Source organism: Lysinibacillus sp. RU7, assembly GCF_057837305.1.
This window is the reverse complement of the sequence record NZ_JBYQFK010000048.1, coordinates 1-13,921: the sequence shown is the minus strand read 5'-3', so window position 1 is coordinate 13,921 and position 13,921 is coordinate 1. Positions and strand designations below refer to the sequence as shown.

Annotated in this window: 13 protein-coding genes; 4 read left to right on the top strand and 9 right to left on the bottom strand. The window is 38.0% G+C overall.

The window, feature by feature from the left end; translation table 11 throughout:
* Positions 1–210: 210 nt before the first annotated feature.
* Together AC3II9_RS21200 and AC3II9_RS21195 are read right to left on the bottom strand one after the other, a co-directional pair.
* Positions 211–423, bottom strand: coding sequence for a helix-turn-helix domain-containing protein (locus tag AC3II9_RS21200; RefSeq protein ID WP_489158681.1), 213 nt, complete (start codon positions 421–423; stop codon positions 211–213).
* An 11-nt stretch (positions 424–434) separates the two neighbouring features.
* Complete coding sequence (locus AC3II9_RS21195) at positions 435–1,073, bottom strand: hypothetical protein (protein WP_489158679.1); 639 nt, start codon at positions 1,071–1,073, stop codon at positions 435–437.
* A gap of 153 nt (positions 1,074–1,226) precedes the next feature.
* Between AC3II9_RS21195 and AC3II9_RS21190 the strand changes: the two genes are divergently transcribed.
* The 3 genes from AC3II9_RS21190 (at position 1,227) to AC3II9_RS21180 (ending at position 4,204) form a co-directional block, all read left to right on the top strand.
* The gene (locus AC3II9_RS21190; RefSeq protein WP_489158677.1) at positions 1,227–1,931 is read left to right on the top strand and encodes an ABC transporter ATP-binding protein; all 705 of its coding nucleotides are present in this window, start codon (positions 1,227–1,229) and stop codon (positions 1,929–1,931) included.
* Positions 1,919–2,659 carry a hypothetical protein gene (locus AC3II9_RS21185; RefSeq protein WP_489158675.1) on the top strand — a complete coding sequence of 247 codons (741 nt, stop codon included), beginning with the start codon at positions 1,919–1,921 and terminating at the stop codon, positions 2,657–2,659. The genes AC3II9_RS21190 and AC3II9_RS21185 overlap by 13 nt, the downstream gene beginning before the upstream one ends.
* Positions 2,660–2,773: 114 nt before the next feature.
* Entirely contained in the window at positions 2,774–4,204 is a 1,431-nt protein-coding gene (locus tag AC3II9_RS21180; protein ID WP_489158674.1) for a bifunctional metallophosphatase/5'-nucleotidase, read from the top strand.
* A 49-nt stretch (positions 4,205–4,253) separates the two neighbouring features.
* Here the strand turns inward: AC3II9_RS21180 and AC3II9_RS21175 are convergent, their stop codons facing one another.
* Both AC3II9_RS21175 and AC3II9_RS21170 read right to left on the bottom strand, forming a co-directional pair.
* On the bottom strand, positions 4,254–5,786 hold the full coding sequence (locus AC3II9_RS21175) for a hypothetical protein (protein WP_489158672.1): 1,533 nt from the start codon (positions 5,784–5,786) through the stop codon (positions 4,254–4,256).
* Complete coding sequence (locus AC3II9_RS21170; RefSeq protein WP_489158670.1) at positions 5,779–6,306, bottom strand: sigma-70 family RNA polymerase sigma factor; 528 nt, start codon at positions 6,304–6,306, stop codon at positions 5,779–5,781. Before AC3II9_RS21170 ends, AC3II9_RS21175 begins: the two co-directional genes overlap by 8 nt.
* Positions 6,307–6,498: 192 nt before the next feature.
* Between AC3II9_RS21170 and AC3II9_RS21165 the strand changes: the two genes are divergently transcribed.
* Complete coding sequence (locus tag AC3II9_RS21165) at positions 6,499–7,347, top strand: DegV family protein (RefSeq protein ID WP_489158668.1); 849 nt, start codon at positions 6,499–6,501, stop codon at positions 7,345–7,347.
* A gap of 132 nt (positions 7,348–7,479) precedes the next feature.
* Here the strand turns inward: AC3II9_RS21165 and AC3II9_RS21160 are convergent, their stop codons facing one another.
* The 5 genes from AC3II9_RS21160 to AC3II9_RS21140 form a co-directional block, all read right to left on the bottom strand.
* Positions 7,480–8,601, bottom strand: a complete 1,122-nt coding sequence (locus AC3II9_RS21160) for a conserved virulence factor C family protein (protein WP_489158666.1) — start codon at positions 8,599–8,601, stop codon at positions 7,480–7,482.
* 12 nt (positions 8,602–8,613) lie between these two features.
* Entirely contained in the window at positions 8,614–10,500 is a 1,887-nt protein-coding gene (locus tag AC3II9_RS21155; RefSeq protein WP_489158664.1) for an ABC-F family ATP-binding cassette domain-containing protein, read from the bottom strand.
* Positions 10,501–10,871: 371 nt separating this feature from the next.
* Positions 10,872–11,687 carry an alpha/beta fold hydrolase gene (locus AC3II9_RS21150; protein WP_489158663.1) on the bottom strand — a complete coding sequence of 272 codons (816 nt, stop codon included), beginning with the start codon at positions 11,685–11,687 and terminating at the stop codon, positions 10,872–10,874.
* Positions 11,688–12,093: 406 nt separating this feature from the next.
* Positions 12,094–12,996 carry a cation efflux transmembrane domain-containing protein gene (locus tag AC3II9_RS21145; RefSeq protein WP_489158661.1) on the bottom strand — a complete coding sequence of 301 codons (903 nt, stop codon included), beginning with the start codon at positions 12,994–12,996 and terminating at the stop codon, positions 12,094–12,096.
* A gap of 184 nt (positions 12,997–13,180) precedes the next feature.
* The gene (locus AC3II9_RS21140) at positions 13,181–13,810 is read right to left on the bottom strand and encodes an HD domain-containing protein (protein ID WP_489158660.1); all 630 of its coding nucleotides are present in this window, start codon (positions 13,808–13,810) and stop codon (positions 13,181–13,183) included.
* Positions 13,811–13,921: the final 111 nt, after the last annotated feature.

Here is a 13,921-nt window from a genome sequence, read left to right as displayed (position 1 = left end):
ATGGCAGGAAAGGTTTATTGGATACTCAAATTCTATCGTTCTCTCAAAAGCTACCCCAACAATTGACAAAGGACCTTTTTTGTTTGAGTAATTTTCTTCGTTTTGCCTGGATAGCTATTACTTTTGCTCGTTCGGAAAATCCCTCATTCAATTATTATAAATAAAAAGAGCATTGCCACAAAATATAGCAATGCTCTTCCCCATTATCCTCTATTCTTCCTCTTCAACATACTCTAAAATATCGCCCGGCTGACAGTTGAGTGCCTTACAAATGGCATTCAGTGTGGAAAAACGAACAGCTTTTACTTTTCCTGTTTTTAAGTTTGATAAGTTGACGATTGAAACGTCTACTTTTTCTGCCAGTTCACTTAGTTGCATTTTTCTATCTGCAAGCATGCGGTCTAATCGAATAATGATGGTCATACGTTCACTTCCTATACTGTGGCATCATATTCTTCTTGTAAAAATGAGCCATATTTAAAGATTCGGCTAATCGTCCAAACTACTAAACCACATAATAGCATACTCCAGTGAATACCGAAAATTTGATAGTTCACCGATTCAATCCAAGCCGTTTGTTCGAACTGCAATTGCAATTGAAATAATGTACTAATCGCATAAATGACATAAGCTTGCATCGAATGAATGGTTAAACTTAATACGACAATCGTATACCCGATATACGCCATTCGTTTACTATTAGCTATAGAAAATACCTCTCCTTTTACGATACCTTTTAACATATTTTTCACTAAAAACACGATAAAAGTAACCATCGTTATGTTAAATAAAGATAGAATGAATATCCATAATACAGTCGATTTATCGTACACGAAGTTTTGAATAGCTGACTGATTCAAGGCTATTTCTAGCCCAGAAATATGAAGCGTAGCAGACAGTTGCCCCTTCTCCATCACATTCATCACACTTTCAGCAGGTATAACCCCTACTACAATACTTAATCCAATAAACACGACCATCGATAAACAGAGCATCACAAATAAAAAAGTAAATAAAACATGTAATCCTTTTATAACTGCTTGAAATTCTTTTTTCTTAATACTTTGTTCCATTTCAGCTCTCCCCTTCCTACTAATAGGATACCCTTTACCTTAATCTTTTTCAATAATTATTTAACGTTTATCATTAAATAATTATTGATTTAATTTAAAAACCATTTTATAGTAGCTGTATCCGGATAACTTTAATACAAAGGAGGAGTTTAAGTGGAAAACATACTTTCAATCGAAAATATGTCGAAAAATTTCAGAGGGAAACAAGTATTACAAGGTATTTCTTTTTCATTGCAACGAGGTGAAATTGTGGGACTACTCGGAGCAAATGGGGCTGGAAAAAGTACATGTATGAAGGTGATTGCAGGGCTTTATAAAGCGTCAGAAGGAAAAGTATGTTTATTGCACTATGAACCGTTTACTGAATGGGGACATTTATACAATCAAGTAGGTATTTTATTGGAGCCTTCTATTCCGTTACATGTAACAGGTCTTGAATTTTTAAAACAAATTGCTTGTCTAAAAAATGATCACACAACTGACCTTCAAGCATTGCTTGTGACGTGTGGACTCGCACAAGTTGGAGGGAAAAAAGTAAAACATTATTCATTCGGCATGAAACAGCGGTTAGGATTAGCAGCAGCGATGATTGGCAACCCGCGATTCCTTATGCTAGATGAACCTTTTGTTGGCTTAGATCCAATTGGCATTCGTGATTTACAGCAGCTTCTTCAACAGTTAGCTACACAAGGGATTACGATTTTGCTATCTAGCCATCAGTTAGCTGAAATAGAAACAATAACAGAACGCATCCTTTTCTTATATGATGGAAAAGTTTTACACGATATCCCGAATGGACCAAACGTTAATTTGAAAGCATTATTTGAAGAAAATGAGGTGGCACAATGCGTGAAATAAAAGTAGAACTGAGGAAACAATTTTTACAACCATATTTTTATTTAGCTTGGTTTATTTTCAATGGGATTATGGCTTTTCTCAGCTATCAGTTATGTAATGAAGGGGCTATTGTACGAATTGAAGGTTCAGAAAACGTTACTTATGATGAAATCATGACCTCTATAATTATTTTAGCCCATCAAGTCGGTTTAGTCGCGGTAGTCCTTGCCTTATTATGTTGGCAAACATTCGGCAAAGAAACCGACCAGCGCTATATGACTTGTTATGTATTATCTACACGCGACAAATGGACGTATATTTGCGCCAAAGTTGCTGTTGTCACATTTAGCTTTACACTCATTATCATTTGTACAATCGCCACAATGATCGGCATTTACGAATTGTTACAACCCACTCACCTTTCTTTTGCATTAAACGGAGACACTTGGTCCACAATACTTCAGCATGTAGCTGTCGTAATTTTATGTGGCATGATGTTTATTTCTTTAACAGCGGTTGTTAGTTTACGTTTTGGCGTCATCGGCGTGCTATTTACTACAGTTGGTTTAGCCATTGTATCGAGTATTTTCAGTCAAAATCTATATATAAAAGATTTTATTCCACTCAATCTTTTAACGATTTCTGAATCACAATCCTTTTTCCAGCATGCGGGGTTACTGACGCTCTACATTTTCATTTGTTTAGTCGGATTACGTTTCTACACAAAGCATAAAGAAATAGCTGTTTAATATCAGTTTGCGCACGGAACTATATAAGTTCCGTGCTTCTTCACTAAACGCGATCCCCCTATGTTAAATCCCACTCCCATGATACGATAGTAAAAAAAGCTAGGAGTATTTATCGTGATTACTATTTGTGTGACAAGTGATGTACATGGTCGCTTAGACCGTTTTGAACAGATAGCAAAAGAAATCGAGCACATTCAACCCGACATTCTCATCGATAATGGGGACTTCTTAATCGGAAGCTTAACGACCTATTATTATGACTGGATTCAACCAGCGCCTCACCCGATGCTGGCACTTGCGAATAAACTCGGCTATGACGCCGCCATCTTTGGTAATCATGAATTTAATTATCCCATTAGCTCTATTCAGGAAATGCGCAATCAATGTCACTTCCCCTGGATTGCAGGCAATATTGGGGACTTTGCCAAACCGTATATATTAAAACATGTAAAAGGGAAAAAAGTGGCCATCGTTGGCGTTGTTACACATTTCACCCCACTTTGGGATGAGCAGCACTATACACAGGAACTCACATTTTCAAACGCGTATTCAGCGGCACGTTACTGGGTTCATTATGTAAAAGAAATGGAGCAGGCTGATATCGTCATACTGAGCTATCATGGTGGCTTTACACGTGATCCAGAAACGAATTGGTTATATGCGGCGGATACAGGGGAAAATGAGGCCAATCAAATGCTTACGATCCCCGGGGTTGATGTACTGATTACCGGACATCAACATTTAGAAATCCACACTATTATAAATGGGATTCCTGTGCTGCAACCAGGGGCTAACGGGCTCTGTTTTGGGATGATTCACTATGACATCGAGGGGCATCAACATCAAGTGCAGTTACACTATGTAGAAGATCTATCCGCATCCTATCCAGCGCCTATCCGTAATTGGCTCTCTCAAACAATCGGCTATACCGACGAAGATTTTACATATGAAGGGTACCTTTCATCACAATTACATAACATTCCTTATGTTGATTTACTACATGAAATCCAGCTTTCTACAACGGGCGCTGATCTTTCTGTTGCGGAGTTGTTTTATCATGAAAAAGGTGGCTTTACTGGGGCTATTACGAACGAAGATATACTAAAAAATTATTCACGCGCGAATACGTTAAAAGTATTGCAGTTATCTGGGGCTGATATTAAAGAGGCCCTCGAGCAATGCGCAGCTGTTTTTGCGGTAAACGCATACGATGAAATCGACTTTAGCTTAAATGTCTATCCGAATACGATTCAGCCATATGTGTATGATTTCTGGGGAGGGCTTGACTATGAGCTTTCCATTAATCAACCTGCCGGGGAGCGTGTAACGAAGTTTTCGTATAAAGGACAGCAGGTCACGCCTGATATGACATTTAAAGTAGCGATGAATAGCTACCGAGCGACCGGAGCCGAATTTCCAATGTTTCGTGAAAAACCCGTTCTATTTGAAACAACAGAAATCGTTCCTGAAATCATCAGAAACTTCGTCAAACAGCATTCACCGCTTCCACTTTATAAACACGGTACATTTCAGGTCATTTACTAAAAAATAACGCGGAGAAGAACAGCCTTCTCCGCGTTATTGTAAAAATCATCTAAAATGCCGTCGATTTAAATTTCACTTTCCATCCGTCATTTCGTACCATTTCCCAAGTAAATAGCTCCTCGTCACTCGTATTACTTTTTACGATTAATAGGTTACTATTTTTATTGAACGTCGATTTTCTTATCATATATGCGTAATAGCGAATAAACGAGTGTAAATTCTCGTGCTTGATTTCATTAAAATAATTCACCATATGCTCATACGAAATGCCTTCCGTTAATAAATGAGCAGTTTGATAATCTTCCTGTAGCAATGCATATAGTTGAATGCTCGCTACTTCTTGCGGGGAAGCGTCTGCTAAAATCGCCGCTCCTTCTTGTTTTACCTTTTCATACACTTCTACTTCTGTAGCTGACCATTTCTCATCGACACTAGCAATCGAATAGCCAAGTACTTTACCTAAAATTTGATCTTTCTGAATATACCCGCGCACCCCATCACTGAGCCAGTTATCTGGATAGACGAATAGTTCATCTTCCCCCATGACACCGTAATCAATCGATCGATCAACTTTGTAGTCTACATTCCCTTTAGCTCTAGCCCAGCCATACGGTTCGAGAATCCCCATATCATTAATTATTATCGAGCTTTCCTGTACCTTAATTGAAACCTCTTGAGAACTCATATCATTCGTCGCTTGAATCCGAACAACTTCCGGGCCATCTGCGCCTTCAACTAGCACAACATCTGGATAGTTTATCGGATTTTTTGTGTAATAGTCTGGATCAATGACAATATCAAATTCCGTATATTCTTCACCATATATATGCATCGTATCTTTCGTATAACGGAGGGCATAGTCATCCCCGACGAGTTCATAAACCATTGGCATTGGCGGCTCCATTGCCACCTCTCTATGAGAAAACTGCGTAATACGCTTTTTCTCGCCATCCTTTACGGTATAAACAGGTGTTCCACGAGATTTGGCAAACGTCACCCATACACGGTCGCCATCAATAGTATACGCTGTAACTTCCTTATCACCGACAAATATAGATTCTACATCGTCTGCTAAAACACCAGCAAAAATGATTTCATTTGCTGTATCTGATGGATTCATATAATCTGTATAATTAATCCTCGAGTATGCCTCATCTACTTCCCCTGTCGACGGGTGACCAGCACTACCTGATAAGCCGAATGTCCACTTCCCATTTTCAAACGTCATATGTTGAAAATAGTAAACGTCCCCCTCCTCTTGCTCATAAATCCCGATAATGATCGCATCATTATTTCGTTCAAAAGGGAGCTCAACATGTTTTATATCGACTTCCATATCATTACGCTGTTCCTTTAAAAAGGTTTCATATGCTTCAATAGCACTCGCATTTGTAAAATCATCATTCGACTGGAATCCGTTGATCGCAAAAAATAAGCAAATCGCAGCAATACTTGCAACAATGACTGATGGCACCCAATTTCGTCTCTTTTTCGGCACGGCTTGTATCACCCTTTCTTTTCGCTCGTCTGATAAGCGTAACTGTCCAAAGATTTGCCGTTGCTCGTCTTTAAACTTATTCATGCGAAAGCACCTCCCACTCTGTATCGTTTAGTCGTTCCTTTAACATGCTGCGCGCTCGCCTCAGCCTTGTTTTGACCGTATTTTCCGACACCTCCAAAAGCTCCGCCATGATCGCTGTTGTAAATTCTTCATAATAAAACAGTAGTATGACTTCCCTATACATAACAGGTAATCCCAACACATGCTTTGTCAGTTCTGTTTGTTCAATAGAGGCAATAATCTTCGCTTCAATCCCTTTTTCCTGATCTGGCAGTCGCTTTAATAAAGCTCTTGAAAAAATTTGCTTTTTATTTTTCCAGCTACGTAAATAGTCGTGGCATGTATTAATCGTAATGCGCGTTAAATATGTTTTAAGCGATGCTTCTTCTCGAAACTGATTGGCCGCTTTGAAGTATTTAATAAAGCTCTCTTGTACTAAATCTTCCGCTGTCGCCCAATTTTTAACGTATATATAACTAATCTGCAATAAGTACCCGCTGTATGTATCCATAACATCATTCATTTCTCGATTTGAAAGCACACCCTCACCTCTTTTCTCACCGCTTAGACGGGATAGATATATGAATAGTTTCATTATTTTTACTATTATTCAATTCTACTTGATTGCATTATTTCATATAGATAGAAAGGCATAATTTCCAGCATAAATGATACATGTAAATTGACATCTCGTTTATATTTTTTACAATGAATAGTATACATATAGGAGGCGATGGATTTGAAAATTTTCACTGATAGCGGATGTGACCTACCAAAAAGCTTTTATGAGGAACAAAACGTCACACTATTTCCGTTACGTGTCCACCTAAATGGACAAGAATATGATGATGTATACGGAATCGAACCTACACAGATTTATAAAGCCATTGCAGCTGGTGCACAACCTAAAACGTCACAAGTGTCTCCCGAAGTGTTTTACCAAACATTTGAACAAATCGCTCAAAACAATGAAGAAGCCATTTACATTGCCTTTTCTTCACAATTATCAGGTACATGTCAAACAGCGATGATGGTGCGAAATGAACTATTAGAAACATATCCAAACTTAAAATTAGCGATTATTGATACGAAATGTGCTTCGCTAGGACATGGGTTTGTTGTGAAAGAAGCGGTGAGACTACGAGATACAGGAAAATCATTCGATGAAATCGTAACAAGTATTTCTACGTATACTCATTCGATTGAACATTTATTTACAGTAGCCGATTTAGACTATCTCGCAAAAGGCGGTCGGGTCTCTAAAACGAGTGCCTTCGTTGGTGGCTTACTGAGCATTAAACCGATTTTAAACGTAGAAGACGGAAAGCTCATTCCATTAGAAAAAGTACGCGGGCATAAAAAGGCGATTAATCGTATGATTGATTTGATGGTAGAGCGTGGCGGTGATTTTTCAAATAAAGTCGTTGGCTTATCCCATAGCAACGATGAACAGCTGCTAGCAGATGTTAAACGTGTCATTGAAGAGCGATTACAGCCAAAGTCGATTGAGGTCACAACAATCGGTGCAGTCATCGGTTCACATGTCGGTTTAGGCACGATTGCGATTTTCTTTACTAAATAATTTAAAAATGCGTCTCACCTAAAATAGTCGGAGACGCTGTATTTTCTTATGTGCACAAAAAGCTTGATGGACCCCATCAAGCTTTTTATACATGACATATAACAACTATTATTCCTCATATTTTTCACTACTTTATAACCGCGCATCCGTCATTTGCTTCCAAACAGAACCTTTTGCTTCTTCGCCTTGTTGGATACGAGCAATGGCCATTTTTACTTGTAATTTTACCTCAAATTCCGCATCATTTTCTGCTTCCTGTAGGGCTGGTAAACAAGCTTCCGTGCCACTTTCGTATAAATACATCGCTGCACGCCAACGGACTAATTTATTTTTATCTTGTAATGCTTCGATCATTGCTGGCTCAAATTGTTCGAAACCAAGGTCACTTATACAGTCACCTGCTGTACGGCGAACAGCTGCACTTTTATCTTGCAGTGCTTTCGTTAAAGCTGGCACGACCGCTACATCTTCAATCATCCCAAGATATACAGTAGCTAAGCGACGAATCGCCATTTGCTCGTCCTCTAAAGCGAGTGTTAATAACGGGATATCTTCCACCTCTGGATCTGGCATTTGGTCGAGCAACTGGAAACGCTGTTGCCAATCCGCCTGTGATGTAAATAACTCTACTGTCACTTGTTGTTTTTCTTGTGATTGTACTTTTTGGCTTGCGTTCGTCGCTTCCACAATCGATTTTACACGCTCTTCTGGATAGGTCGCATTTACTTCCTGTAAAACGGCTTGTGCAATGTCTTCCTTTTCCCCATAGCGAACACCGTAATCGATCCATTTACGTTGATAAATATAGTTTTCATCTGCTGGTTTTACATTGATTGCATGAAACGCTTCTGTAAAACGCTCGCCTGTTGCAATACGGCTTTCTGACTCATTATCAAACACTTTAATTTGAAGCGGAATGCCTTTATATACTTGTACATGCACATATACTTCACCAAAATGATCGTTTACTGTTGCACCTGTTTCCGTATTGACACCTGTCTCCCCTAACGCTACACGTATCCCCGATAAAATCTGTTCCCATGCAAATTTTGCATTTCGTTCGACAGCTAGGAAGTTAGCGACATGATAAACACCTTTTACACCTTCTACTTGAAAAATAGCTTGAATTTCAGCAGGTGCCTCTGCACTTGTTTCTTTTGTATAGTTATAGCTTTTTCCAAAAGGTAAATCTTGATCAATGACAATTTTCATGGAATTAGGACTCGGTGTTGGTTCAATCGTGATAATTTTCATCTTGCTCTCTCCTTATCCGTTGACAATTTCTTCTAAGTAGCTCCAGCGCTCAATTAAATATTCATATTGGGCGTTTAATTCATCGAGTTTTGCTGTTAGTTCTTGCAATTTCGTAAAATCCGCGCCTGCTGTAGAAATGCCTTCTTCTGTTTGCATAATTTCTTCTTCTACACTAGCGATTGTATCCGCAATCGTTTCCCATTCTTTTTGCTCTTTAAAGCTTAACTTTTTCTTGTCTTGTTTTGGCTTTTCTTGCTTCGGTTTTTCTTGCTTCATTTCTTTGACTTCCAGCTTGTCTTGCTCCGCTTTTTTCATTAAATAGTCTGTGTAAACATCGAGGATTTCTTCCACATGACCTTTCCCATCTAAAATCCATAGCTTTTTCGCAATACGATCTAGGAAGAAACGGTCGTGGGAAATCGTTATGACAACACCTGGGAAATGCTCGATAAAGTCTTCTAATACACCGAGTGTTTCAATATCTAAATCGTTTGTTGGCTCGTCTAGGAGTAGTACGTTCGGCTGCTCCATTAACAGACGAAGTAAATGAAGACGTTTCCGTTCACCGCCTGATAATTTGCTAATCGGTGTACCATGTGTATGTAGCGGGAATAAAAAGCGCTCGAGCATTTGTGCCGCTGAATAGCGTACGCCTTCTGCATCGGTAATATCATTCGATGCCTCGCGGATGTATTCAATCATACGCTCGTTTTCATTCATTTTAGGAAGCACCTGTTTGAAGTGTAATCTTTTGACTGTAGACCCAACGAATACTTCACCTACATCTGGTTCTAGCTCACCTGCTAAAATATTTAGCAGTGTTGATTTTCCATATCCGTTTGCCCCAATAATCCCGATACGGTCCCCTTGCTGTAAAAGGAAGCTAAAATCTTTTAAAATAACACGCTCGCCAAACGCCTTTGAAATGTTTTCAGCTTCTAACACTTTGCGCCCTAAACGTGTTGTAGCAAGTGCCAGTTCTAAATTTGTATCATCATTGGAACGATCGATGGATTTATCTAACTCGTCAAAACGTTGAATACGTGCTTTTTGTTTCGTTGTACGTGCTTTTGCGCCACGACGAATCCATTTCAACTCGGAACGATAACGATTACGTAGTTTCGCTTGTGTAGCCGCATTCATTTCCTCACGTATCGCACGCGCTTCTAAATAGTCTGCATAATTTCCGATATGACGATATAACGTTTGGTCTGCCAGCTCATAAATATGTGTGGCAATCTCATCTAAAAAGTAACGGTCGTGGGTAATGAAAATAACCGCGCCTTTTAGACGAGACACCATTTCTTGTAACCATTCCGTTGACTCAATGTCTAAATGGTTCGTCGGCTCGTCCAATAAATACAAGTCTGCTGGTTCAATTAATACTTTCGCTAAAGCAACTCGCTTTTGTTGCCCACCAGATAATTTAATTACCTCGTTATCGAACATATCAATCCCTAACTTAGTTAGTGCTTGTTTTGCTAAAGCATTGACATCCCATGCCTGTTCAGCATCCATTTTTTGTTGTAAAGTGAATAGCTTATTTTGCAAGCTTTCTGATTGTGGATTTTGACTAAGCGCAACGACCGCTTCCTCGTATTCCCGGTTTAACTGAAGTGTCGGTGCATCCCCGCTAAATACCGCCTGCAGTACCGTCTCTCCTTCTTTAAACACCGGATCCTGCTCTAAATAGGCAATCCGATATTTATTCGGGTGATCGAGTGTCATCGAATCGGCATCTTGCATACCTGCTAAAATCGATAATAGCGTCGATTTACCTGTCCCATTAATTCCGATTAACCCCGCACGGTCCCCTTCCGTAATCGTAAACTCAATATTTTTAAATAGCGTTTTATCGCCTACTGTTTTCGTTAAATGATTAACAATTAAATGACTCATACAATCCCGTCTCTTTCATTTTTTAGCTGTTGTAAAAACATGATCATACAACAGTCTTTATGTAACCCCTTTAGTATTAAGGTTTTGATTATTTACTATTATAATCTATTTTGTCTATTAGCGCATATATAAGCGTGGATTTGGAATTAGTTAACGGCGTGGGTATGAGAGTTAATATATGAAATATTATAAATAAGGAAAAAATCAAGCCACTTAAATCCCCCTGCAACTTGGACGATTAAGTAGCCTTAAAGTATATATGAATTACGAAATATTATTAAGTGAGCTTTGTTGAATTACATATCATCATAGCAAGATTTCTTATTTTAAACATACAATACATTCCACTAAACCCCGATATGTATAACTAATTATATATTACTGCAATCGATAAATCTTAAAATAGTATTAGCTAGTCTATCTGGACATTCTTCCATCAATACATGACCATAGTTTTCAAACTTCTCTACTTTAGCAGCTGGCAAAGCACCCTCATAAGACGCAAAAACATGGTAAGGAACGAGCTTATCATTTGTCCCATAAATCAATAATACTGGCATAGTTAACTCCCCAACTCTTGATGAAATGACTCCTGTATCATTATCAGCAAGTGTTTTCGTAATTACAAAAGGTATATTAGCGTCAGAATAAGGTTTCGTCCAACCTTCCAATAAATCTGGAGTAAACTTTTCAAGTGGAAGTCCTAGCATACGTGCCATCATTTTAGCATTCGGTGGACGTTTTAGCATTTGCTTAAACATCCCATTTAACCACCCTCGTCTAGCTAAGTTCTGGACAAATGAATTGACTCCTTTTCGAAACCCATCAGGAGCCACAAGTGTTAAGCTTTTTACAAGTTCTGGTGCTTTTAAAGCTATATGAACACATACTTCTCCGCCCATTGAATGCCCTACTAAATGTACAGGCGAAACATTGAGTTTCATTAGAATTTCTATCATCCTATCAGCATGTGCTTCTTTGCTATATTCAGCATTAATAGGTTTATCGCTTTCCCCAGCACCAAGCAGATCTGGAATGTAAACATTATAACGTTCAGATATACTCGGATATACATTTCGCCAACAAAAATGATACGAAGCCGTACCATGAATTAGAACAACCGGCGGGCCACTTCCCTCACTAAACACAAAAATATTACCGTCATTAAGAGAAACATATTGATTCAATGAAATCACTCCTTTAAATGAATGCTTTAGTATTAAAAAATCAGTGCCTCTATTATGGAAAGATTGATTAAAACAACCCACTTAAATTATCCTATATTTTACATTTAAGATACATATATTTAGCCAAGTGATAAGATTTTCATTTGATATTTGTGACAACATGGACAATTGTTTAATTTATAACTTTCTCTTTTTCTAAAATATGGTTAGAAAATTAGGAACTCTAGTTTAGTTAATAAATCTACTTCACTTGGCAGTAGATACATAATGATAAAATAAGTAATTGTCCAAATAAAAAATAAAAGAGCTCTATCATCTGATAAAAGCCCTCCTAGCCATTCTTTTTATCTCTAAATTATGCTTCGTCACTTAGTATATCGTGTCTTTTCGCTAATGCTACATCTATCTAATCAGCCGAATCACTCGCTACAATTAGCTCACAAACGCAATGATCATATTGCTTCGCTAACGCCTTGTTTACCTCATCAGTCACTTTATGTAGCACTTTAACCTCTAAAAACTCTTCTTGTACATGAAAATATATCGCTACCCACATTCTACGCCCCGTACGTGTTACATCATAAAATACTGCCTCTAAGCCGTTCTCTGTTAAAATATCTCCACAAATTTCTTTAATCTTATCCATTGTTTCCTGTTCTGGTGAAAACAGAAATAAATCTTTAATCGCTCTAAATATCATTTTAATTGCATCTGGTAACATAAACAAAATAATAAATAACGCAATGATTTGGTCAAAATATGGCGAAAGGATTTCTAATCTCGTTCCTTCAAAAAACGTAGAGGCAAAAAAAGCTACCCCCATTCCTACACTATACGCAACATCTATTTTCCAGCCATAAATTTCAGCTGTAATAATGGGTGACGAAAGGGAACGATTCATACGCTGCATGACAACTAATACAATAAGACTCGCAACGGCAATGATAAACTGGAAAATCGAAATTAAGCCACCATCAACTTGATTTCCTCCTGAAAGCACCACTTCTACACTTTTAGCAGATAAACCAAGTGTCACAGAAACCATCATAAACCCTTTAATAATTACTAAAATGGACTCCACTTGAGCATAGCCAAAGGGGTGTTTTTCCGAAATAGGACGATGGAACAGTGGCATTAGGAATAATGTTAATCCAATCATTAATAATTCGGAAGCGTCGTAAGCTGCATCCATTAATACAGATTGCGAGCTTGTATAAATCGCAATCAAAAATTCAAACACAACAAATAATATGCCGGTCCATAATGATAATAATAAAATTTTCTTTTCTATCTTTTCACCTTTTTGCATATCTTTCATTTCTCATTATTGATATTTGTTCGTACATTGAAAATAAGAAATATAACCTCCCTGTCACTATTTTAATGCAATGCGAATTCCAGTAGCAAAGTTTTACCCTTAAGCAACATGATGTTAGAAAATAAGTGCTATAAGTTATCACACGATAAGAAAAAGAAAAGGAAAGCCTGTTATCTTAGGCTTTCCCTCCTACTTCATTTTTTAACTGTTCTAAAAAGGATTCCATAAACGCATGGCGCTCTTTGGCCATTTGTTTCCCTTTTGCTGTGACCATTAAGTCTTTTAATAATAGTAGCTTCTCATAAAAATGTGTAACAGATGCTGTTGATTTCGTACGATATTCTTCAATAGACATATTTGTACGAGCTTCTTCTGCATCGTCGTACAGCTTTCGCCCTTTTGCTCCACCATATGCAAATGTTCGTGCAATCCCAATAGCACCAATTGCATCTAGACGGTCCGCATCACGCACAATCTTTGCCTCAATTGTTTTTGCCTCTAGTTCATTGCCACCGTTAAATGAGACGGAAGCAATAATTTCCCGAATATAAACACGTTTCTCTTCTGTTAAATCCAGTGCATGTAAAATTCGCTCTTCCGCTTCTTTCGTTTCCGTATATTTCGCATCGCTGACATCATGTAACAGCACCGCTAAACGCACTAATTCCCCATCTGCACTAGGCTCTGTCGTAAGAATCATCTCTGCATTTTTATACACACGCTCAATATGTTGAAAATCATGACTCGCATCCATTTTTTCATAAATATTTTTAACTAATGTCATGCACTCCGAAATATTATCCATTTTATTGCGACCACCTTTTTATTGAATTTACTTTTTGAATCAATTTCATAAATCATCTTTTTTAAGAGCTTAGACTGCTCCTGTTTCAAAACTTGTGTTTTTTTAAAATTA